Origin of the sequence: Aestuariivirga sp., assembly GCF_047602625.1 — a bacterium.
In the GTDB taxonomy this organism is placed as follows: domain Bacteria; phylum Pseudomonadota; class Alphaproteobacteria; order Rhizobiales; family Aestuariivirgaceae; genus Aestuariivirga.
The window spans coordinates 1449694-1471071 of record NZ_JASGGV010000002.1; the positions used below are offsets into that span (position 1 = coordinate 1449694).

Annotated in this window: 21 protein-coding genes; 7 read left to right on the forward strand and 14 right to left on the reverse strand. The window is 62.9% G+C overall.

All coding sequences use genetic code 11. The features are described from left to right. Window positions 1-22: 22 nt before the first annotated feature. The 9 genes from sucD to QM694_RS12095 all read right to left on the reverse strand — a co-directional run bounded on the left by sucD (window position 23) and on the right by QM694_RS12095 (window position 8347). Window positions 23-898, reverse strand: a complete 876-nt coding sequence (gene sucD, locus QM694_RS12055) for a succinate--CoA ligase subunit alpha (RefSeq protein WP_415007174.1) — start codon at window positions 896-898, stop codon at window positions 23-25. Then, on the reverse strand, window positions 898-1086 hold the full coding sequence (locus QM694_RS12060) for a hypothetical protein (protein WP_415007175.1): 189 nt from the start codon (window positions 1084-1086) through the stop codon (window positions 898-900). Before QM694_RS12060 ends, sucD begins: the two co-directional genes overlap by 1 nt. A gap of 115 nt (window positions 1087-1201) precedes the next feature. Continuing rightward, window positions 1202-2368 (reverse strand): ADP-forming succinate--CoA ligase subunit beta, encoded by a 1167-nt coding sequence (gene sucC, locus QM694_RS12065; protein ID WP_415007176.1) that lies wholly within the window; start codon window positions 2366-2368, stop codon window positions 1202-1204. A gap of 27 nt (window positions 2369-2395) precedes the next feature. Continuing rightward, a complete protein-coding gene (gene mdh / locus QM694_RS12070; protein ID WP_415007177.1) occupies window positions 2396-3358 on the reverse strand; it encodes a malate dehydrogenase in 963 nt (320 codons plus the stop codon). A gap of 127 nt (window positions 3359-3485) precedes the next feature. Next, window positions 3486-4583: a cell division protein ZapE gene (gene zapE / locus QM694_RS12075; protein ID WP_415007178.1), complete on the reverse strand. Its 1098-nt coding sequence runs from the start codon at window positions 4581-4583 to the stop codon at window positions 3486-3488. Further along, entirely contained in the window at window positions 4580-5809 is a 1230-nt protein-coding gene (locus QM694_RS12080; RefSeq protein ID WP_415007179.1) for a site-2 protease family protein, read from the reverse strand. The genes zapE and QM694_RS12080 overlap by 4 nt, the downstream gene beginning before the upstream one ends. Window positions 5810-5921: 112 nt before the next feature. Next, window positions 5922-6521, reverse strand: coding sequence for a GNAT family N-acetyltransferase (locus QM694_RS12085; RefSeq protein WP_415007180.1), 600 nt, complete (start codon window positions 6519-6521; stop codon window positions 5922-5924). Between the two features lie 3 nt (window positions 6522-6524). Continuing rightward, the gene (locus QM694_RS12090; RefSeq protein ID WP_415007181.1) at window positions 6525-6845 is read right to left on the reverse strand and encodes a hypothetical protein; all 321 of its coding nucleotides are present in this window, start codon (window positions 6843-6845) and stop codon (window positions 6525-6527) included. 2 nt (window positions 6846-6847) lie between these two features. Next, window positions 6848-8347, reverse strand: coding sequence for a CoA-acylating methylmalonate-semialdehyde dehydrogenase (locus QM694_RS12095; protein WP_415007182.1), 1500 nt, complete (start codon window positions 8345-8347; stop codon window positions 6848-6850). 147 nt (window positions 8348-8494) lie between these two features. Here QM694_RS12095 and QM694_RS12100 point away from each other — a divergent pair, with 147 nt between their 5' ends. Continuing rightward, a complete protein-coding gene (locus QM694_RS12100; RefSeq protein WP_415007183.1) occupies window positions 8495-9085 on the forward strand; it encodes a GNAT family N-acetyltransferase in 591 nt (196 codons plus the stop codon). On the opposite strand, the gene QM694_RS12105 is transcribed toward QM694_RS12100, so the two are convergent. The 5 genes from QM694_RS12105 to QM694_RS12125 are packed head-to-tail and all read right to left on the reverse strand — an operon-like array spanning window position 9049 to window position 12713. Continuing rightward, window positions 9049-9492, reverse strand: a complete 444-nt coding sequence (locus tag QM694_RS12105; RefSeq protein WP_415007184.1) for a hypothetical protein — start codon at window positions 9490-9492, stop codon at window positions 9049-9051. The genes QM694_RS12100 and QM694_RS12105 overlap by 37 nt on opposite strands. Then, window positions 9489-9893 carry a hypothetical protein gene (locus tag QM694_RS12110; RefSeq protein ID WP_415007185.1) on the reverse strand — a complete coding sequence of 135 codons (405 nt, stop codon included), beginning with the start codon at window positions 9891-9893 and terminating at the stop codon, window positions 9489-9491. Before QM694_RS12110 ends, QM694_RS12105 begins: the two co-directional genes overlap by 4 nt. Window positions 9894-9948: 55 nt before the next feature. Next, complete coding sequence (locus QM694_RS12115; protein ID WP_415007186.1) at window positions 9949-10341, reverse strand: VOC family protein; 393 nt, start codon at window positions 10339-10341, stop codon at window positions 9949-9951. A 10-nt stretch (window positions 10342-10351) separates the two neighbouring features. Next, window positions 10352-11326: a DUF3298 domain-containing protein gene (locus tag QM694_RS12120; RefSeq protein ID WP_415007187.1), complete on the reverse strand. Its 975-nt coding sequence runs from the start codon at window positions 11324-11326 to the stop codon at window positions 10352-10354. After that, window positions 11310-12713, reverse strand: a complete 1404-nt coding sequence (locus QM694_RS12125) for an FGGY-family carbohydrate kinase (protein WP_415007188.1) — start codon at window positions 12711-12713, stop codon at window positions 11310-11312. The genes QM694_RS12120 and QM694_RS12125 overlap by 17 nt, the downstream gene beginning before the upstream one ends. Window positions 12714-12847: 134 nt before the next feature. On the opposite strand from QM694_RS12125, the gene QM694_RS12130 reads away from it, so the two are divergent. The 6 genes from QM694_RS12130 (at window position 12848) to QM694_RS12155 (ending at window position 21378) form a co-directional block, all read left to right on the forward strand. Then, a complete protein-coding gene (locus QM694_RS12130; RefSeq protein WP_415007189.1) occupies window positions 12848-13597 on the forward strand; it encodes a class II aldolase/adducin family protein in 750 nt (249 codons plus the stop codon). Beyond that, window positions 13594-14916: an NAD(P)H-dependent oxidoreductase gene (locus QM694_RS12135; RefSeq protein WP_415007190.1), complete on the forward strand. Its 1323-nt coding sequence runs from the start codon at window positions 13594-13596 to the stop codon at window positions 14914-14916. Before QM694_RS12130 ends, QM694_RS12135 begins: the two co-directional genes overlap by 4 nt. Window positions 14917-15075: 159 nt before the next feature. Then, a complete protein-coding gene (locus QM694_RS12140) occupies window positions 15076-15990 on the forward strand; it encodes a carbohydrate ABC transporter permease (protein ID WP_415007191.1) in 915 nt (304 codons plus the stop codon). Then, complete coding sequence (locus tag QM694_RS12145; protein WP_415007192.1) at window positions 15990-16898, forward strand: carbohydrate ABC transporter permease; 909 nt, start codon at window positions 15990-15992, stop codon at window positions 16896-16898. The genes QM694_RS12140 and QM694_RS12145 overlap by 1 nt, the downstream gene beginning before the upstream one ends. Before the next feature lie 41 nt (window positions 16899-16939). Beyond that, the gene (locus tag QM694_RS12150) at window positions 16940-18463 is read left to right on the forward strand and encodes an ABC transporter substrate-binding protein (RefSeq protein WP_415007193.1); all 1524 of its coding nucleotides are present in this window, start codon (window positions 16940-16942) and stop codon (window positions 18461-18463) included. A gap of 68 nt (window positions 18464-18531) precedes the next feature. Continuing rightward, entirely contained in the window at window positions 18532-21378 is a 2847-nt protein-coding gene (locus QM694_RS12155; RefSeq protein WP_415007194.1) for an iron-containing alcohol dehydrogenase, read from the forward strand.

A 21378-nucleotide genomic window follows, 5' to 3' on the forward strand; every position in this document is an offset into this window, starting at 1 on the left:
CGCCAGGCGCGGCGGGTGGGGGCTACCCCTTCAGCTTCTTCACCAGTGTCTTGCCGAGCAAAGCGGGCGAATCCGCGACGGCGATGCCCGCCCGCTTCATCGCCTCGATCTTCGATTCAGCGCCACCCTTGCCGCCCGAAATGATGGCCCCGGCATGGCCCATGCGGCGGCCCGGCGGCGCCGTGCGCCCGGCGATGAATCCGGCCATCGGTTTCTTGATTTTGCTGCGGGCGATGAAGTCAGCGGCGTCTTCCTCCGCCGCTCCGCCGATTTCGCCGATCATGATGATCGAGGTGGTCTCGGGATCGGCGAGGAACATTTCCAGCATGTCGATGAACTCCGTGCCCTTCACGGGATCGCCGCCGATGCCGACGGCGGTCGTCTGGCCAAGGCCTTCCTGCGTCGTCTGGAACACGGCTTCATAGGTAAGCGTCCCCGAACGCGAGACAATGCCCACCGAACCTTTCTTGAAGATGTTGCCGGGCATGATGCCGATCTTGCATTCGTTGGGCGTCAGCACGCCCGGGCAATTGGGCCCGATGAGGCGCGACTTGGAGCCCGAAAGCGCCCGCTTCACCTTCACCATGTCGAGCACTGGAATGCCCTCGGTGATGGCGATGACCAGCGGAATTTCCGCGTCGATCGCCTCGAGGATGGCATCGGCCGCAAACGGCGGCGGCACATAGATGACGCTGGCATCGGCACCCGTCTTTTCCTTGGCTTCCATCACCGTGTCATAGACGGGCAGCCCCACATGGGTGGTGCCGCCCTTTCCCGGCGTCACCCCCGCCACCATCCTGGTGCCATAGGCCTTCGCCTGCTCGGTGTGAAACGTGCCATTGTTGCCGGTGATGCCCTGGCAGATGACCTTGGTGTTTTTATTGACGAGAATGGACATCAGGATTTCCTGTTCTCAAGCAAGGCCCGAATCTCGCGGGGACTCTCAGCCATTGCCGTGTTGTGAATGACAAGTTCGTTCGTGCTTTTGGCAATCTTGCCGATGCGCATGTTCATCCAGACGAACACCGCAAGGAAAATGACGGCAGGCAGGTAGTAGAGGATCGCCTCTGCGATCTCCTCGTTCATGACCATGCCCTCCCTCTGCCGTCATGCCAGCGAAAGCTGGCATCCCGCTTCACGGCAGCCGCAGCGGAACCCGGGCTTTCGCCGGGGTGACGGAATGAAGCGTGATTTCGCTCCATCACGCCGCCTTCACCGCTTTCACGATCTTCTCCGCCGCATCGTTCAAATCATCGGCGGGGATCACGTTGAGGCCGGAGTCCTTGATGATCTTCTTGCCAAGCTCCACATTGGTGCCCTCAAGCCGCACCACCAGCGGCACCTTGAGGCCCACCTCTTTCACCGCCGCGATCACCCCCTCGGCGATCACATCGCATTTCATGATGCCGCCGAAAATGTTGACGAGAATGCCTTTGACGCGCGGGTCGGCGGTGATGATCTTGAACGCCGCCGCCACCTTTTCCTTGGAAGCACCGCCGCCCACATCGAGAAAGTTGGCCGGTTCCGCGCCATAGAGCTTGATGATGTCCATGGTGGCCATCGCCAGCCCGGCGCCATTCACCATGCAGCCGATCGAGCCATCGAGCGCCACATAGGAGAGATCGAACTTCGACGCCTCGATTTCCTTCGGATCTTCTTCCGAGAGATCGCGCAGCGCCTTGATGTCGGGATGGCGCTCCAGCGCGTTCGAATCGAAATTGATCTTGGCGTCGAGGCATACGAGGTTGCCGTCCTTGGTGACGACGAGCGGATTGATCTCGAGCAGGCTCATGTCCTTGCTCGTGAACGCGCTGTAAAGCTGGCCAATCATCTTCACGCACTGCTTCACCTGATCGCCCTCGAGCTTGAGGGCGGAGGCGATGCGGCGGCCCACATAGGGCTGGTAACCTGCGGCCGGATCAACCTGCACGGTGATGATCTTCTCCGGTGTCTTGTGCGCCACCTCCTCAATGTCCATGCCGCCTTCGGTCGAGGCGATAAAGGCCACCTTCGAGGTGGCCCGGTCGACGAGGATCGAGAGATAGAGTTCGCGGGCGATCGCCGTGCCGTCCTCGATATAGAGGCGCTGCACGGTCTTGCCTTCGGGACCTGTCTGGTGGGTCACCAGCGTCATGCCCAGCATGCGCTTGGCTTCCGCCGTGACGTCGGCGATGGATTTCACCACCTTGACGCCGCCGCCCTTGCCGCGGCCCCCGGCATGGATCTGCGCCTTCACCACCCACACGGGGCCGGGAAGCTGCTCCGCCGCCTTCGTCGCCTCATCCACCGAAAAAGCGGGAATGCCCTTGCCGGTGACGACGCCAAAGCCGCGGAGGACTTCCTTGGCCTGATATTCGTGAATGTTCATGGGGAATTGTCCTTACGTGCCGGTCAATCAGGCGAGATCGGGGGCGATGGTCTTGGCCGCCGCCATCAGCCCATGCACCGCATCGACCGATTTCTGGAAGCCCGCCTTGTCCTCGGCGTTGAGGGCGATTTCGGCGATCCGCTCCACCCCTTTGGCGCCGATCACCACCGGCACGCCCACATAGGTGTCCGTGACGCCATATTGCCCGGTCAGCTGCGCCGCGCAGGGCAGCACGCGCTTCTTGTCCTTGAGATAGCTCTCGGCCATGGCGATGGCCGAGGAGGCGGGCGCGTAATAGGCGGAGCCCGTCTTGAGCAGGCTCACGACTTCGGCCCCGCCGTCGCGGGTGCGCTGCACGATCTTGTCGATCTTCTCCTGCGTGCTCCAGCCCATCTTGATGAGGTCGGGCACCGAAATGCCGGCCACCGTGGAATAGCGGATCAGCGGCACCATGGTGTCGCCGTGGCCGCCCATCACGAAGGCGGTCACGTCTTCCACCGAGACGTTGAATTCGTCGGCCAGGAAGTGCCGGAAGCGCGCCGAGTCGAGCACGCCCGCCATGCCCACCACCTTGGCGGGCGGAAGCCCGCAATATTTCTGCAGCGCCCACACCATCACGTCGAGCGGGTTGGTGATGCAGATGACGAAGGCATTGGGGGCATGCTGCTTGATGCCGGCCCCAACTGACGCCATCACCTTGAGGTTGATGCCGAGAAGGTCATCGCGGCTCATGCCCGGCTTCCGCGGCACGCCCGCCGTGACGATGCAGACATCGGCCCCGGCAATCGCCTCATAGGAATTGGCGCCCGACAATTTGGCGTCGAAGCCCTCGACCGGGCCTGACTGCGAAAGATCGAGCGCCTTGCCCTGCGGCAGGCCCTCGGCAATGTCGAAAATGACGATATCGCCCAGTTCCTTGAGGGCGGCGAGATGCGCGAGGGTGCCGCCGATCATGCCACCGCCGATCAACGCGATTTTCTTCCGAGCCATGTCTGGATATCCTTCCGAAGGGCGAAAACGCCGTCCTGCCAAGCAAAAACGGCGGCTGTGTAGGCCCCTTCTGTAGCACCTTCAAGACGAAGGGCCATTCAAATCCGCATAAATCTTGACCAAAACGTCAAGTTTCCGCGATTTTTTTGCCCCACCATCCCGCCGATTGCATCTCCCGCAGGCGGGATACCGTGCGGGCAAAAGCAAAGGCCTCATCGCCCGCCGGATAGATGCCCTCGGGCTCGCTGGCTGCGGAGGCCACAAACCTGACTCTCGCGTCATAAAGCGTGTCGATCAGCGTCACGAAGCGCTTGGCCTCGTTGCGCCGCGCCGGGGAAAGCTCGGGGATATTCTCCACGAACACCGTGGTGAAGGCTTGCGCAAGCGCCAGATAGTCGGGCGGCCCCAACGCCGCCGTGCAGAGATCAGCGAAATCGAAGCGCGCGCAGCCATGCGCGGCTTCCGGCACATGCAGCTTGCGGCCCAGCACGTCAAGGTCGAGCGGGGCGCCATGCGCCGTGTCGGTCAGCCGCTGCCACAGCGCCGCGATCCGCCTGTCGGCCTCGGGCCCCAGCGGCGTCACATAGGTTTCATGCGCCTTGATGCGGCCCAGCCGGTAATCGGTTGTGCTGTCCAGCGCCACCACCTCTAGCTTCTCGCGCATGAGCTGGACGAAGGGCAGGAAAAGCTGCCGGTTCAGCCCATCCTTGTAGAGGCCTTCGGGCGGCAGGTTCGAGGTGGTGACGATCACCGTGCCCGCCTGGTACAGCCCTTCAAACAGCCGCCCGACGATCATAGCATCGGCAATGTCGGTGATCTGCATTTCATCGAGACACAAAAGCCGCGCCTCCTGCGCCAGGGCTTTCGCCACGGGTGCGATGGCATCTGCCGCCTTGCTGGCCCTCGCCGCGTGAAGGCGTTGATGCACATCCTGCATGAAGGCATGGAAATGGATGCGCCGCTTGGGCTCCGCCTGAACGCCTGAGAAGAACAGGTCCATCAGCATGGTCTTGCCGCGCCCAACCTCGCCATAAATGTAAAGCCCTTTGGGAGGAGCGGCAGGCGTGGCCTTGCGGAGCCGCGCGAAAAAGCCCTTGGCCGCCGGCCGGCTTTCAGCGAGTTCTTCGGCCAATGCCGAGAGTCGCGCCGCCACCTGGGCCTGCGCGCCGTCTGGTCGCACCGTTCCCTCAGCGATGGCTTGGCTATAGGCGTCGAGAATCGTCACGCCGCCATGGGGACATAGCTGATGAGATACCGCAAGAGCACCGCATAGGCCGCCACCGTCGCCATGAAGCCGAAGGCCGAGATCGCCACCTGCAGCGACGACAAAGGCTCAAGCCCGCCGTCGATCTTCCGTGGACGGATGTTTGCCAGAATGGCGATGCCGCCGAAGATCGAAATGATCGGCATGTGAATGTAAGCGCCCACCGCCAGCAGTAGGCCGCCGATGGCGATCAGCCCGAAGCGGGCCTTCTGCCCCATGAGGCGGGCCAGCACCGAGCGCAGCACCACGCCGCCATCCAGAGGCTCGACGGGAAGCAGGTTGAAGAGGTTGAGTGCCGCCGCCACGATGCCCACCAGCACCACGCCCTCCTGATAGGGGCCGTCCGCCGCCGCATAGACAGCCGCCAGCAGCGGAATGATCACGCTCATCGCCGGTCCCATGATGGCCGAGAACACCACTTGCGCCTGCGTCACGAAACCGATGCGCGGCACCGCGATGGCGCCGAGGAACGGCAGGAAGAGAATGCGCCCCCACGGCTGGCCGATCATCCGGTAGGCGAGCAGGTGCCCCATCTCGTGCAGGAACAGCGCCCCCACCACCAGCACGGCAACCGCGTGGCCAAAGGCGTAGGAAAAGGTCATCAGCGTCAGCGCGCCCGTCAGCAGCGCCACGCTGGCCGAAATCATCGCATCGGTGCGGTAGTCGGGAACGCCCGTTTCGGCCAATCCCTTGAGACGGTAAACGCTGCCCCACAGATCGGTGCGCGCCAGAAGCTGCGCCAGCAAGGGCCGCGATCCCCATTCATAAACCATGGTCAGCCGCGTGCCGCCGTCTTCCGGGGCAAGCCTGGCCGACATGGTGAGAAGCTGGTTGTTTTCCGGCAGATGGTCGATGCCAATGCGTTTGATGTCGATGGCGCGCGGCGCCAGCCGCCGCGTCACCTGAAAATCGGCCTGCGAGGACGACACCGCGCCCGTCGCCAGGGGCGTCGTGAAATGCAGCCGGTATGTTTGCCGTGCATCATCGAGAAGCTCGCACCTCACCTTGGTGCGCTGCCAGCGCTGCATGTCACCGGCGCGGAAGTCGACGAGTTCAAACACCTTCTCGATTGGCGCGCGGATCAGGATGGAGGCGCGTGGGCTCACCCGCCGCCGGAAGCCCAGCAGCGCGATCAGGAGCAGCACCAGCGGCAGCTCATGCCCGAACGTCTCAGCCAAACCTGCCATGTCAGCAAACTCCCACCATCGATTCTGACAGTGGGCGCAAAATGGTCACGGGAAAGTTGCCGCCCAACACGAGCCCGGAAACAGGGTAAACGCCGCGTCTCCGGCGGCCGGACTAAACCTCGAGGAGCGGCACGTTGGCGGACGCCTCCTTCGGCATGTGGCCCGTCAGGCGCGGATCGTCATGCACCTCCACCATCATCTGGTAGGGCACGAAGCCGGATCGGCGGTAGAAGGCGAGCGCGCCGGGATGATCGAAGGTGCAGGTATGCACCCACAGCCGCTTAATCGGCCTGGCCCAGGCCCGCGCAATTGCCTCGTTCATCAGGAAACGCCCCGCCCCCTTGCCGATGGCCTGAGGCACCAGCCCGAAGAAGGAGAGTTCGCACACGCCTGCCTCGCGGAAATCCAGTTCGAGAAGCCCAAGCTCTTGCGCGTCATCCATCAGCACATAGGATTCGACATTTGCATCACCGATGATCGACGCCAGTTTCTCGCGCGGCATGACGAGGCGCGAGAACCACATGAGATCGCGGCCGATCGCGGAGAACAGCGCGCGGAAGCGCTCGGTGTCCGTGCCGCTCATGCGCTCCAGCCGAAATGCCTCGCCGCCCGGCGCCGGGCGAAGCGCCGGTTTCGCCGTCATCTCAAGGCAGGTCACCACATTGGCAAGCTGCCCGGCCGTCAGCACATGATAGCCCTTCTCAAGCGCCATGCTTCAGATCCGTTTCCTCGCCCGGAGACGCCGCCGGTTGGCCAGCACCCGCGTCACGGCAGGGGCCGCCGCCGCTTCGCTCACCCGCTCCGCCGAACGCGCCATGGATTGCCCGCTCCAGAAGCGCAGCATCTCCTGGCCCATCTGAAGCTGCATCGCCCACACGCCTTCGAGAAAGGCCTGCTGCTTCTCAGCCACCATGCGCAGCATCTCGGCCGAGCGTTGCGGCGAGGGGCTCATCATCGCCCACCACATCATCGGCAGCCGCCGCGCGATGGTCTCGGCGGCGGCCATGTTCACGTCGAACTGCTTCTGCGGCGTCATCCTCACCTCATGGTCGGAATGGAGAACTGCGCGCCTTCCTTGATGCCGGAGGGCCACCGTGTCGTGACGGTCTTTGTCTTGGTATAGAAGCGCACCGAATCCGGCCCGTGCTGGTTGAGGTCGCCGAAGCCCGAGCGCTTCCAGCCGCCGAAGGTGTGATAGGCCAGGGGCACCGGGATCGGCACGTTGACGCCCACCATGCCGATCTGGATTTTCGAGGCGAAGTCGCGCGCCGTGTCGCCGTCGCGGGTGAAGATCGCGGTGCCGTTGCCATATTCATGATCGTTCACCAGCTTGACGCCTTCATCATAGGTCTGTGCGCGCACCACGGTCAGCACCGGCCCGAAAATCTCTTCCTTGTAGATGCGCATGTCCTTGGTGACATTGTCGAACAGCGACCCGCCGAGGAAGAAGCCGTTCTCATAGCCCTGCATTTTGAATCCGCGCCCGTCGACGCGGAGCGTCGCGCCCTCTTTCACGCCCAGGTCGATATAGCCCTTCACGCGTTCCAGCGCCTGTTTGGTGACCAGCGGCCCGTAATCGGCTTCGCGGTCTGTGGAGAGGCCTACCTTCAGCTTCTCGACGCGGGGCACCAGTTTTTCCATCAGCGCATTGGCGGTGCCTTCGCCCACCGGCACGGCGACGGAGATCGCCATGCAGCGCTCACCCGCCGAGCCATAGCCAGCGCCGATCAGCGCATCCACGGCCTGGTTCATGTCGGCATCGGGCATGATGATCATGTGGTTCTTGGCGCCGCCGAAGCACTGGGCGCGCTTGCCCGCATTGGCGGCGCGGCCATAGACATATTGGGCGATCGGCGTTGAGCCGACGAAGCCCACCGCCTTGATGTCGGGATCGTCGAGAATGCCGTCCACCGCTTCCTTGTCGCCGTTGACGACATTGAGAATGCCGGGCGGCAGCCCCGCTTCGAGGAACAGTTCCGCCAGCCGCATCGGGCAGGACGGATCGCGTTCCGAGGGCTTGAGGATGAAGGCGTTGCCGCAGGCAATGGCCGGTGCGCATTTCCACAGCGGGATCATGGCCGGAAAATTGAAGGGTGTGATGCCCGCCACGACGCCCAAGGGCTGGCGCATCGAGAACATGTCAATCCCCGGGCCCGCGCCATCGGTATATTCGCCCTTGAGGAGATGCGGTATCCCAACGGCGAATTCCGCCACCTCGACGCCCCTTTGCAGATCGCCCAGCGCATCGGGAATGGTTTTCCCGTGCTCCATGGAGATGAGCGTGGCCAGCTCCTCCTTGTGCTTCGCTGCAAGTTCCAGAAACTTCATCATCACGCGGGCGCGGAACTGCGGGTTCTTCGCCGCCCAGCCCACCTGCGCCGCCTTGGCATTTTCGATGGCCGCGCGAAGCTCGGCCCCGCTCGCCAGCGCCACGCGGGCCGAAACCTCGCCGGTGTTAGGGTTGTAGATGTCGGCAAAACGCCCCGATGTGCCCTTCACATGGGCGCCGCCCACGAAATGTCCAATTTCCTTTACCATGTGCCTGAACTCCTGGGGCCTGAAGGAGGCCGGACACTAGAGAGAGCACGATTCATCCGCAAGTGCGGCACCGGGCGCCCTTGATTTTTGTGCAATGCACCATAATCTTCATGCCCGGCGTATACAAGAATCATCCCGAGGTGATCCATGCCCCCTGTTGACCCGGACCACTATGTGGTCCGCAAACTTTGGCCGCTCGATTTTCCGGCCTTCCGCCGCCACCTGAAGCGGCTCGATTCCGAAACGCGCGAATTGCGATTCGGCCGCGCCGTCAATGACGCATTCCTTGACGCCCATGCCGATACGGCGGGCGAATTGGGCACGCTGATCTTTGGCGCCTTCGATGGCCGCGAGATTCACGCCGCCGCCGAATTGCGGCCGCTGCCGCCCGGCCAGGGCCCCGTCGCCGAAGCCGCCTTCACGGTTGAAAAACACATCCAGCATCAGGGCGTCGGCACAAGGCTGATGGACCGCATACTCACCGCCGCGCAGAATCGCGGCATCAGCGAATTGTGGATGATCTGCCTGCGCGAGAACGGCAGCATGAGGAGCCTGGCCGGTAAATTCGGGGCTAGGCTGGAGGTCGAGGAAGGAAAGGTCACGGGCCACATCGCGCCGGCCTTCCCCACGCCCATGTCGCTCTTCGATGAAACATGGCACGAGGCCCAGGCGCTGATGTCGGCGGCGCTCGATCCCCGGAGCTATCCCTTGATCCCCATGCCCGGAACCCAGGCATAGCCATCATCGTCAAGGATCACGCATTCGCGGAGGCCATGCGGCTTGTCGAGGCTGCCCGAAAGCACTGTCCACCCGCCTGACCGTGCGGCCTGTTCCGCCCGGTCGGGATGGGCGCCATAGATGCGCAGTTCAACGCCCGCACCACGGCCCGTGATGCCCTGTACCAGCCCTGACACCGGGTTGTTCTGATAGGTGTGGTCGGCATGCAGCATGAACTCGCCGCCGTTGAGACGCAGGATGGCAAAATCGCTGTCATGATAAAACGGCGTGGCGCCCAGCACTTCGGTGCAAAACCTCACGCTCCGCGCCACATCCGTGACAAGAAGGTTGAAGCCGATGCCGCGCAGGCTACGGCCATAATCAGGAGCGGAAACGGGTGGAACCTGGTCAGGTGTTCTGGTTTTCATGCCCCCAGAACAACACGCTCATACGCGCCCTGTCCATGCCACATCACGCTGCAGGCGGGAATCCGCTTTGGATCGGCCACGCCATAACGCCGCATCGCCAGCAGGAACACCACCGCCGCGTCGGTCACCGCTTCGCTGAGATCGATCGCCCCAAGCCCGGCATCGAGAAGTTCAATCAGATGCTCGCCCGCCGAACGCGACAGTTCGCGCGCGTCGTCATCGTCCAGATCCTGCGCCGCCTGCCAGCTTTCGTTGAGATCACTTTCGCACAGTTCGGCGAGCAGCTTGTCCTCGATAATGAAGGACAAGGCTCCCGTCCCTTTGCGGCGCGATGCGCGATAGCCCGCACAGGTCACGGTGAAATCAGGCACGGCGCCGTCACTCGCGGAACTCAAACGCATGGCACAGTCTCTCGTGATACGAGACCAACTTTGCCTGAGACTTGCTGCAAAATAATTAAGCAGACGAGTCCGACTTGTGGCACACCGCTTCAATGTTGTGGCCATCGGGATCAAGCACGAAAGCCCCGTAATAATCGGGATGATAATGGGGGCGAAGGCCCGGCTTGCCATTGTCCCTGCCGCCCGCCGCGATCGCCGCGGTATAAAAGGCATCCACCAGCGCCCGGCTCTCCGTGGTAAAGGCAATGTGAATGCCAGGCTGGTGCTGCCTGCCGGTGCCGATCCACAATTGCGGCCGCTCACGCCCAAAGCCGCAGAAGGATTCGCCGCCCGTCTGATCGGCCGTAATCTCCCACAACGCCGTGATGCCGAGCGGGGCCAGCGCCTTCCCGTAAAAGGCTTTCATCACCCCATATTGCGCGGTCGAAAATCCGACGTGGTCGAACATGGCGTTCTCCTTATGGCAACGGTGCGCCGGGAAGCGCCATGGCCTTGAGGTCGGCCATCGGAAACACGCAGTCGAACGTGCCCTCCGCATAGGCGCCGATCGCATAGGAATCGAAACTGACGGTGGCTTCCTTCTCCGTCAGCGACCAGCGGCTGAGATCGCCGATATGTTCGGCAATCACCTCGTCCTTGAGAAAATCATCCGTTGACGGATCATACTCGCCGTCATGCTCTTTCTTCTGCGCGATGATCTGGTCCTTGCATTTTTTGCGCAACTCTCCAACGACCGCCTGCGGCAGGATATCGGCGAGCGCCAGCGCCTGGCCCTTCTCCATGTCGAGGTTCAGGTTCTCAACCCCGCCATTGCCATGCGCGCCGCCGCCGTCTTCATAAAATGTCTGCTGCGCCGAAATCAGACGCGGCGAGGCATAGGTGAGCTTCAGCGTCGATTGCAGCGCGAGATTTTCCTGATCCGCCACGTCAGCCTGCTTGCCCAGCGGTGAGTCCTTCACCATTTTCGCCGCATAGGCGTTGAACGCCTTCTCCGCTTCCGTCTTTGCGTCGACAAAGCGCATCGCCACCACGTCGATGTCATAGACGCCCCTGGCCCCGTCCTGCGCCACGAACACCGGCATCAGCTTGCCCTCATAGCCCGGCCCCTGTTCGGCCTTGGGCGCAAGGTCGCCGATGCGGTTTGAGGTTTCTTCCGCGAGGCACCCCGGCAATTCCGCCTGCGCCTGTTCGTTGCAGGCCTCGTCGCGGCTGGCGATCCAGCGCTTCTGCGAGCGCGCCAGCATCTTCTTCTCGGCATCGGAAGAAAGCGCCTTGGCGTCACTATAGGCCTCACCCATCGCGTCATCCGCCGCCTTGAGCTGCGGGTTGGCGCAGATCGCCTTTTCGATGCGCGTTTTGGCCTTGCCGCAATCAAACGCCGCGGCGGGCGTTGCGAGCAGGAGCAGGGCAAGAAAACTAGCCGCGATTCGCATGGGCATTCTCCTTCCATTCCGCCTGATAGGCCTTGAGGCCCGTGATCTCGGCAGGCGCAACCGGTTTCAGCGTCAGGCCGATGTTCGGCAAGCGTCCATCGCGGATCAGCGCCAGGCAGGCGGCGCCCGCCGTGGTGCCGTCGCGGAGATCGGAGGCCTTGACGGCCTGCGGTGCCCGCAGCGCCGCCAGTACGCCGAGGAATATTTGATTGGTGGAGAGCGGCCCGTCCACGATGATGTCATGGCGCGAGCCCACATGGTCGAGCTGTTCCGAAACCATCAGCGCGCAATAGAGCGAAGCAAGCGAGGCCCTCTCCTCCTTGCTCCCCGAAAGCGCGCCGATGATCTTTCCGCGATGCGCCGTGCCGGGCATCGGCCCGGGCGACCCGGTGAAGGATGGCAATGCCATCACGCCCTTCGCCACCAGATCGCGCACCGCTGCAAGCGATGGCGCGGCATCCGCCGCGCCGCCCGCCAGCACTTCATATTCCTTGCCGCCGAAAAACCGCGAGGTGGCGACATTGCGCCCGAAAATATCGGTGTTGGTGGACGTGTCATACTCTTCCCGAAGCTGGTCCACCGTCGTTGCCGTGTCAAAGCAGATCGTCCATGTGCCGCTGGAGAGCAGCGTGAAGTCCGAAAGCCCCGCCGCCCGGTAGCGCATGTAGTTGCCGGTTGAATCGTGAATCCCCGCCAAAACAGCTCCGCGCCCGCGAAACCCCGCAGGCCGAAACTCCGGCTTCAGCTTGCCGATTTCCGCCCAAGCCTTGGCGAAGGGCGGAAAGAATTTGGCCCAGCCCTGCCGCTTCGCCAGCGAGGATGGCCCGCCATGCGCCACGTCGACGAGATGCGTCTGGCACGACATGCTGGTGATCTCCGTCACCGCCTTTCCGCTCAGCACATAGCCCACATATTGAATCCACGGGATCACTGTTGTGATCTTCACGAAGCCTTCGGGAAAGCAGCGCTGCTGCCAGTAAAGCTGAAGCCCGTGGGTGATGGTCATCGGCAGCAGCGGGCAGAAGCTTTCCGAAAACGGCGGCATGATCTTCTTGTAATCGGCCACGATGTTGTCCGGCGCCTCGGAAGTATAATCCATCACCGGCAGCGCCAGATGGCCTTGCGCGTCGAGGCAGGCCAGCGCCGCGCCATGCGCGCACGGCACCACAACGTCAACGGGAAGGATCGCATCAAGCTCCGGCAGCGCCCGGCGCAGCAGATCGGTCATCGGCTCCGGATCGATATGGCGGTAGGGCGGGCCCTCGATATGCCGGCTCAGGGCCTTGCGCTCCGCCACCGGCTTTCCCTCGGGTGAAAAGAGGATCACTTTCACATTGGTATAGCCGACGTCGGCGACGGCTATTCCGCGGGGCATGTCGTGAGGCATCGGTTCAGTCCTGTGGGCGGCGGAGATTGCGCAAGGCGGAGACCTGCGTCAATCGCAGAACAGGCCTTGTGGACGATGACGGCGCTTGGCGCTATAGCCTCCAGCGAAATTCGTGAACCGCATCGGAGTGCCCCATGGCCAAGCTGAAATTTCTCGACCTCCGCAAGGAGATCATCGCCACCTGTCTCAAGATGAATGAGGAGGGCATCAACCAGGGCACCTCCGGCAACATCAGCGCCCGCACTGACGAAGGCTTCCTCATCACCGCCTCGGGCGTGCCCTATCACCATATGAAACCCGAGCACATCGTGGAAATGGATCTCGATGGCGGCTACCGCGGCGACTATCTGCCCTCCACCGAATGGCGCATGCATCTCGACATCTTCAAGCACCGCCCCGAGGCGGAGGCGATCGTCCACACCCATTCGATCTATGCCACAGCACTTGCCTGCCTCCGGAAGGACATTCCGCCCTTCCACTATATGATCGGCATTGGCGGCGGCACCAACATCCGCTGCTCGGACTATGCCGAATTCGGCACCCCCGAACTCTCCACCGTCATGCTCAAAGCCATGGAAGACCGTTCCGCCTGTCTGCTCGGCAACCACGGCCAGATCGTCTTCGGCAACAATCTCGAAAAGGCGCTGTGGCGCGCCGGTGAGGTCGAAACGCTGGCCAAGCAATATTGGGCGGCGCTGCAGGCAGGCGAACCCGTCATTCTCAGCGACGCGCAGATGAAAACCGTGCTCGCCCGCTTCAAGACCTATGGCAAGCAGAGCAATGAGCTGGGCAAGAACGAGGCCCATGCCGTCTCGGCTCCCACCCGCCGCGATACGCCGAAGGAAAAGTCCAAGGGCAAGCACAAGGGCCACAAGCACAAATGATCGCCAACGTCTCGCCGCTTGTCGCGGAACTCCGCGCCCGCGCCGCGGCGGGACGTCCTGTTACTGTAGGCCTCGCGGGCGCGGGCCAGATGGGCACCGACATGGTGGTGCAGCTGGCCCGCATGCCGGGCTTGCGGCTGGGCGCCATCTCGGAATTGCGCGCGCCTTCGGCGTTGAACGCCTGCACCCTCGCGGGCCACCCGGAGGAAAAGCTCGTCCGCACCTCGTCGGCCAATGCCATTGACGATGCGATCCGTCAGGACAGGATCGCCATCACCGATGACATCAAGGCGCTCGCCGCCGCGAACCTCATCGACGTGGTGATCGACGCGACCGGCAATCCCAACATCGGCACGCTCTTTGCACTTGATGCCATTGCCCATGGCAAGCATGTGGTAATGCTGAACGTCGAGGCCGACATCACCATCGGCCGCCACCTCCATGCCGAAGCGAAGAAGGCGGGCGTCGTCTATACCGGGGCTGCGGGCGATGAACCGGCGGCAGCGCTCGAAATCATCGGCTTCGCGCAATCCCTGGGGCTCGAGATTGTCTGCGCCGGCAAGGGCAAGAACAATCCGCTGAAATTCGATGCCGTGCCCGCTGAATATGAAGCGGAAGCAAAGGCGCGCAACATGAATGCGCGCATGCTCGTCGAATTCGTCGACGGTTCCAAGACCATGATCGAGATGACGGCCATCGCCAATTGCACCGGCCTGATGCCCGATGTTCCCGGCATGCACGGCCCCGCCGCCACCCGCGAACAACTGGCCGATGTGCTGATCCCCAAATCCGATGGCGGCGTGCTGTCGAAGAAAGGCTGCGTCGATTATTCGATCGGCAAGGGCGTCGCCCCCGGCGTCTTCTGCATCGTCGGCACCGATCACTCACGCGTGCTGGAACGCATGATTGATCTGAAAGTGGGCAAGGGCCCCTATTTCACGATCTTCCGCCCCTATCATTTGACCAGCCTTGAAGTGCCGCTCTCCGCTGCCCGCGCCGTGGTTCACAGGCAGGCCGACATGGTGCCGCTGGAACAGCCGGTGGCCGAGGCCGTGACGCTGGCTAAGCGCGATCTCAAGGCAGGCGAGACGCTCGGCAAGATCGGCGAGACCGAATACCGCGCCTGGGCCATGACGGCGGCGGAAGCCCGCAGCAGCAATGGCGTGCCATTGGGCCTCGCGGAAGGCGCCAAAATCGTCAAGCCCGTGAAGGCTGGCGAACTGCTCACCTATGATAACTGCGTGCCCGACGATTCGATGATCGTCACGCAAATCCGCAAGCGCCTCGATCAGACCGATGCGCGCTTCCACACGCTGTAAGTTGTTGCGGCGCACAACATTTTTGCGCCGCACATAACAGCTTTGTACATTGACTCGGCGGTTGCAGCGCCCCTACTAGAAGCGTCTGAACTTTTGTAATTCGAAAATAACAAATGTTATCCATGGGTCAAAACCCATGGCATTTTGGGAGGTTTCGGAATGTCCGTGGCGGTTTCGGATTCTGCGCCGCAAAAGCCGTGGCTGCCGCGCTGGCTGACCTCCGAACATCCGTTTCCATGGCTGCTGCCTGCATCCGCCCTGATGATCGTGTTCGGCATTTTTCCGCTGTTCTACGCCATCTGGCTCACGCTGGAACGCAAGCACCCCGTCACCCGCAAGCTGCAATTCGCGCCCACCTATAACTGGAGCAAGCTTTTCGCCGATGACCGCGTGTGGAACGCGCTGTTCAATACGCTGGTCTACACGGGCGTGGCGCTGGTGTTCCAGCTTGTGCTCGGCATGCTGATCGCCCTGCTCCTTGATTCCGACCGCAAGGGCTATGGCGTGCTGCGCGCCATGATGACGCTGCCGCTCGTCATTCCGCCCGCCGTCACCGGCATGATGTTCCTGCTGATGCTCAACGGCTCTTTCGGCGTCCTGAGCCGCGGGCTTATCGCATTGGGCATTTTCCCCACCGGCTATTCCATGCTGGGCCAAAGCTCCACCGCCATGGCGGGCGTTCTGCTGGCCGAAATCTGGCAATGGACGCCCTTCATGGTGTTGATCATGCTGGCGGGCCTGCGCTCCCTTCCCAAGGAGCCGTTCGAGGCCGCCGCTATCGATGGCGCGACGCCCGTGCAGGCTTTCTTCAAGCTCACCCTGCCGATGATGTCGAAGGTGATCGCCATTGCCGTCCTCATTCGCGGCATCGATCTCTTCCGCGCCTTCGACTATGTGAAGGTGATGACGGACTCGGGGCCGGGCACCGCCACTGAAACCCTCACCTCCTATTCCGGCCGCATTTATTTCGGCAACGCCGATTTCCCCTATGCCTCCACCATCGCCATGGTCACGCTGGTGCTGGTGATCGTCATCTCCACCCTCTTCATGCGCATCTTCAAGGTGAAGCTCTGATGGAACTTTCGCGCCCCTGGCAAATCCTGCGCGATGCGGCGGCCGTGCTCGTCACCGCGCTCTTCATGTTCCCGATCTTCTGGTGGGCGCTCACCTCCATCAAGCCCACCTATGCGATGTTCGACAAGGACCGCGTGGTGTGGTTCGACTTCGTGCCCACCCTCATCAACTACGCCGTGACGCTGCTTGGCCGCTCGCGCTCCGAACTCGCCATCGACCAGGGCATCGGCATGGGCGTGGCGGGCGGCAGCGCCTATGATTCCCGCTATTCCATCATGGACAGCATCGTCATCTCGGTCGGCGCCACGGCTTTGACGGTGTCGATCGCCGTGCTCGCCGCCTATGCCCTGTCGCGCATGGCCTTCCGCGGCCGCAATGCCTTCCTCAACTGGGTTTTGGGCCAGCGCTTCATGCCGCCCATCGCCATTCTCATTCCGCTGGTCGGCATCTACAACACGGTCGGCCTGCTCGACCGCAATGGCCGCCTCATGGGTTATCTCGGCCTCATCCTCATCTATGCGCTGATGAACCTGCCCATCGCCGTTCTCCTGATGAAATCCTTCTTCGACGACGTGCCGAAGGATGTGGACGAGGCGGCGATGATCGACGGCGCAACGCGCGGGCAAACCTTCCGCCGCATTGTCCTGCCCATGGTCAGGGGCGGCGTCGCGGCGGCGGCGGTCCTGTGCTTTATTTTCTCCTGGACGGAATTCCTGCTGGCGCTGTTCCTCACCTCGGACATCCGCACGGTTCCGGTCAAGATCCAAACCTTCGTCACTTCCACGGGCAATGAATGGGGCTTCATCGCGGCGCTGGGCACAGCCGCCACGATCCCGGGCTTCATCTTCATCCTGCTCGTGCAACGCCATCTGGTTCGAGGCCTCACCCTTGGCTCCCTGAAGGAGTAGGGCTTCGGACGAGATCACAGCTCAATCATGGGAGGATACCGATGAGCTTCAAGGACTACGACAAGAAAACCTTTATCGCCGATACGGCGAAGGATTACGCGGCCCGCCGCATTTCCAAGCGCGACTTCATGAAGAAGATGGCGCTCGCGGGCGTTGGCTTCTCGGCCTTCTCGGCCGGCATGCTGGGCAGCAGCCGCCGCTTCAACGGCAATCTGAGCCTCCTGGGCACACCCGCCTTCGCCGAAGGCGACGCGGAAACCAACAAGTGGCTGGCCGACGTCGGCTCCAAGTTCAAGGGCACCAAGATCCGCTATACCTCGGAAGCCACGCCCCCGACCGTCGTGCTCGACAAGATCAAGAAGGAATTCACCGATCCGACCGGCATCGAGGTCGAAATCGAAATCGTTCCGCTTGAGCAGGTGCTCGCCAAGGCCACCCAGGACGTGCAGGGCCAGCTCGGCACCTACGACCTCTACTATCTCGACCAGTCGTGGGTCGCCACCTTCTCGCAGGACACTTACGATCCGATCGCCTACTACAAGGACAAGCCGGATCTGGCGCTGCCCAACTTCGACTGGGACGACTTCTCCAAGCCGCTGGTGGACGGTCTCGCCCTCTATGACGGCAAGTGGGTCGGCATTCCCTTCGACATTCCGATCTTCATGCTGATGTACCGCAAAGACATCCTCGAGAAGCACGGCATCGCCGTTCCAACCACGCCCGCCGAATTCACCGACGCGATCAAGAAGATCACCGAGGCGGAAAAGGCCAACGGCATGTATGGCACGGGCCTGCAGGCCAAGTCGGGCCATTACTCGCTGAACTGCGACTGGACCCAGATGGTCTGGAACGAAGGCGGTTCGATCTTCACCAAGGACAAGAAGTTCTCGGGCAATGACGAGGCGGGCATCGCCGGCCTGCAGCTTTATCAGGAATGGCTGAAAAACGCCCCGCCGGAGTCAACCAACTCCACGTGGGACGGCCAGTTCCAGATGATGGCGTCCGGCCAGTCCGCCATCGTCCAGTCCTGGGATGAGTTCTTCCCCGGTCTCGACGCCGATGATTCCAAGGTCAAGGGCCTGTGGATGCCAGCCAAGCCGCTGGTCGGCAAACCGCTCCGCGCCGTGGCTGACGCGGGCTTCGGTGAAATCCCGAACTATGCCCACCAGGGCGGTTCGATCCTCGCACTGTCGAAGTACTCCAAGAACCCCGACGCCGCCTGGATCTTCATGCAGTGGGCCTGCTCGAAGGACATCATGACGCGCTGCACGCTGGCTGGCGGCTTCGCGCCCATGCGCCTTTCGTCCTTCGCCGACCCGCGTGTGAAGGCCAAGGCCGTTGTCGGCCCCGGCACCACCCGCCATCTCGACATGGTGAAGTGGATCATCGACAACAACATGGCCTCCGAGCCCGATATGCCGCTGTGGGCTGGTTTCTCGAACAACGAGATCCCGGTGAACCTCGGCAAGCTGCTGACCGGCCAGGACTTCGGCGGCGACGCCAAGAAGTGCATGGACACCATCGCTGACGCCATCAACAAGAGCGTCGCCGACGCCGGCCTCTGATCCTCCCTGTAACTTGCGGAGGCGGTTCACGCCGCCTCCGTTTTTTATCCGCCTACTGAAGATTTTGCATGGCCCCTGATCTCGTCATCGGCATTGATTCTTCGACCACCGCCACCAAGGCCATTGCCTGGGACAGGCGGGGCAAGGCCGTGGCCGAGTCGCGCGCCAATATTCCGCTCTCCAATCCAAAGCCCGGCTGGTTCGAGCAGGAGGTGTCCGACTGGACAGGCTCGCTGGCCAAGGCGCTGAAACAGCTCACCCGCAAGATCAATTCGAAGCGCGTCGCCGCGCTCGCCATCTCCAACCAGCGCGAAAGCTTCGCCCAGTTCGACGCGAAGGGAACCGCGCTCCGCCCCGGCACGCTGTGGCTCGACGAGCGGGCGCCCGCCCAGTCCGAGGCCCTGGCCGCCAAATTCGGCGCCGACCGCCTGCGCCACATTTCCGGCAAGCCGCGCGACATCACGCCGTGCATCTCGCGCTGCCTGTGGTTCGCCGAAAACATGCCGGCCATTTGGAAGAAAACCGCCAAGACGGCGGAAGTGCATGGCGTGCTCGTGCATGACCTAACCGGCAACTGGCACACCTCCGTCTCCTCCGCCGATCCCATGGGCCTGATCGACATGGCCCGCTATGACTGGTCGGACGAATTGCTGTCCGCCGTCAGCCTTACCCGCGATCAATTGCCCAGGCTGTTTCGCGCCGGCGAGGTGGTGGGCGAAGTCACGGCCGAAGCCGCGAAACGCACCGGCCTGAAAGCGGGAACGCCCGTCGTTGCCGGCGGCGGCGACGGACAATGCGCGGGCACCGGCACCAATGTCTTCGTGCCGGGCCGCACCTATGTGAACATCGGCACCGCCTGCGTCTCCGGCCGTTTCGCCACGCAATATGCCGACGCCCAGCCCTTCCGCACCATGACGGCGGTGGGCGAGGAGGGCTACATTTACGAAACCTGTCTCCGCACCGGCACTTTTCTCGTCAACTGGGTGGTGGAGAATCTCTTCAACATCGATCCCGTCAAGAATCCCGGCATTTTCAGGGAGCTTGAAGCTGAAGCCGCGCAGTCGTCGATCGGCGCCAATGGCATTGTCGCCATGCCGCACTGGTCGGGCTCGATGACGCCCTATTGGGATCCCGTCACCCGCGGCGTGATGATCGGCCTCACCTCCTCGCACAAGCGTGGCGATGTCTATCGTGCCATCATGGAAGGCGTGGCGCTCGAACAGTCCCTGATGACCAATCTGGCGCAACAAGCATCAGGTCAGCCCTTCGAGCATTATGTAGCGATCGGCGGCGGCGCCCGCTCCGATCTCTGGTGCCAGAATTCTCGCCGATGCCTCGGCCCGCGACGTGAAGCGGCTGGAGACGGTCGAAGCCTCTTCCCTCGGCGCCGCCATCGCCGCGGCAAAGGGCGCCGGCTGGTTCAGCACCGTGCCGCAGGCTGCCGCCGCCATGGCCGGAAAACCCGTCAAGACCTTCCGTCCACGGACGAAACCCTCCGCCCGCTATCAGGAGTTGCTCGCCATTTATACCGATCTTTATCCCGCCATCCGGGGCTGGAATGCCCGTCTCAGCGCTTTCGCCGAGGGAGGCCGCGCATGACCGATTGGAACGAACTGATCTCCGAGGTCGTCGCCGGAAAATGGAAAGACCCCACCACCGGCAAGCCCGCCACCGTGCCCTTCGAGACCATCCGCATCGAGGAATCGCTCGATGGCGGCGAAGCCGATGTGCTGGCGCCCTTGAAGCTCGGCAAGCGCCTTGCCGTGGTCAGCGACACCAACACCCATGAAGCCATGGGCCGCCGTGTCGCCAAGCACCTGAAGGCTCTGGGCGCCATCGAGGAGATCGTGCTCCCCGATCATCTCCATTGCGATGAGCCGACGGTCGCCATGGTGCAGGAGAAGACCCGCCATTGCGATGCCGTCGTCGCCGTGGGCTCGGGCGTTCTCTCCGACACCTGCAAATACGCCACCTTCAAGGATGGGCGCAAATACGCAACCTTCGGCACCGCCGCCTCGATGAACGGCTATGCCGCTTCCACTGCTTCCGTCACGCTCGCCAATGGCTACAAGACCTCGCTGCCCGCCCACGCGCCGCGCGGCATCTTCCTCGATCTGAAAGTCTCAGCCGACGCGCCGCACTGGCTCTCGGCGGCGGGCCTTGGCGATTCGCTGTGCCGCCCCACCGCGCAGGTCGAATGGTGGGCCTCGCACCGCCTGTTCGGCACCTTCTATTCCAGCGTGCCCTATACGCTGATCGGCGGCGATGAGCCGGCGATGATCAAGTCCGCTCCCGGCCTCAAGACCCATGATGTCTCCGCCAACGGCCACCTCCATCGCGTCCTCACGCTGTGCGGCCTTGGCGTGTGCTTCACCGGCATCTCGCATCATGGTTCGATGGGCGAGCATCAGGTGTCGCACTGGATCGACATGTTCGCGGGAAAAGATCATCCCGGCACCACCCATGGCCAGCAGGTGGGCGTCGCCTCGCTCGCCATCGCCCGCCTGCATCACGAACTTCTCAGCATGGACCAGCCGCCCGAAATCGGCCCCACCCATATTTCCGAGAAGGAATTCATCCAGCGCTATGGCGCGGCCATCGGCCCCATGTGCTACGCGGAGGCGAAGAAGAAGGCCTTCGATGCCGCGGGCGCCAAAGCCTTCAACGAAAAGCTGCGCGCCATGTGGCCGGAACTCCGCGAGGAGCTGAGGCCCATGCTGATGGACCCGGCGGAGATGAAGAAGACGCTGGCCGCCGCCGGCGGGCCCACCACCGCCACCGAACTGGGCCTCCCCCGCAAGGTCTGGCGCGATGCGATGAAATACGCCCGCGACGTGCGCAACCGCTGGTCCTTCCTCGACCTCGCGGACGACGCGGGCATTCTCGATGACTTCCTCAACAGGGATGAGCAGTAA

Coding starts and splice junctions, on each gene's coding strand:
- sucD (WP_415007174.1), bottom strand. CDS start 898: ATGTCCATTCTCGTCAATAAAAACACCAAGGTCATCTGCCAGGGCATC.
- QM694_RS12060 (WP_415007175.1), bottom strand. CDS start 1,086: ATGAACGAGGAGATCGCAGAGGCGATCCTCTACTACCTGCCTGCCGTC.
- sucC (WP_415007176.1), bottom strand. CDS start 2,368: ATGAACATTCACGAATATCAGGCCAAGGAAGTCCTCCGCGGCTTTGGC.
- mdh (WP_415007177.1), bottom strand. CDS start 3,358: ATGGCTCGGAAGAAAATCGCGTTGATCGGCGGTGGCATGATCGGCGGC.
- QM694_RS12080 (WP_415007179.1), bottom strand. CDS start 5,809: ATGGCAGGTTTGGCTGAGACGTTCGGGCATGAGCTGCCGCTGGTGCTG.
- QM694_RS12085 (WP_415007180.1), bottom strand. CDS start 6,521: ATGGCGCTTGAGAAGGGCTATCATGTGCTGACGGCCGGGCAGCTTGCC.
- QM694_RS12090 (WP_415007181.1), bottom strand. CDS start 6,845: ATGACGCCGCAGAAGCAGTTCGACGTGAACATGGCCGCCGCCGAGACC.
- QM694_RS12095 (WP_415007182.1), bottom strand. CDS start 8,347: ATGGTAAAGGAAATTGGACATTTCGTGGGCGGCGCCCATGTGAAGGGC.
- QM694_RS12100 (WP_415007183.1), top strand. CDS start 8,495: ATGCCCCCTGTTGACCCGGACCACTATGTGGTCCGCAAACTTTGGCCG.
- QM694_RS12105 (WP_415007184.1), bottom strand. CDS start 9,492: ATGAAAACCAGAACACCTGACCAGGTTCCACCCGTTTCCGCTCCTGAT.
- QM694_RS12110 (WP_415007185.1), bottom strand. CDS start 9,893: ATGCGTTTGAGTTCCGCGAGTGACGGCGCCGTGCCTGATTTCACCGTG.
- QM694_RS12115 (WP_415007186.1), bottom strand. CDS start 10,341: ATGTTCGACCACGTCGGATTTTCGACCGCGCAATATGGGGTGATGAAA.
- QM694_RS12120 (WP_415007187.1), bottom strand. CDS start 11,326: ATGCGAATCGCGGCTAGTTTTCTTGCCCTGCTCCTGCTCGCAACGCCC.
- QM694_RS12125 (WP_415007188.1), bottom strand. CDS start 12,713: ATGCCTCACGACATGCCCCGCGGAATAGCCGTCGCCGACGTCGGCTAT.
- QM694_RS12130 (WP_415007189.1), top strand. CDS start 12,848: ATGGCCAAGCTGAAATTTCTCGACCTCCGCAAGGAGATCATCGCCACC.
- QM694_RS12135 (WP_415007190.1), top strand. CDS start 13,594: ATGATCGCCAACGTCTCGCCGCTTGTCGCGGAACTCCGCGCCCGCGCC.
- QM694_RS12140 (WP_415007191.1), top strand. CDS start 15,076: ATGTCCGTGGCGGTTTCGGATTCTGCGCCGCAAAAGCCGTGGCTGCCG.
- QM694_RS12145 (WP_415007192.1), top strand. CDS start 15,990: ATGGAACTTTCGCGCCCCTGGCAAATCCTGCGCGATGCGGCGGCCGTG.
- QM694_RS12150 (WP_415007193.1), top strand. CDS start 16,940: ATGAGCTTCAAGGACTACGACAAGAAAACCTTTATCGCCGATACGGCG.
- QM694_RS12155 (WP_415007194.1), top strand. CDS start 18,532: ATGGCCCCTGATCTCGTCATCGGCATTGATTCTTCGACCACCGCCACC.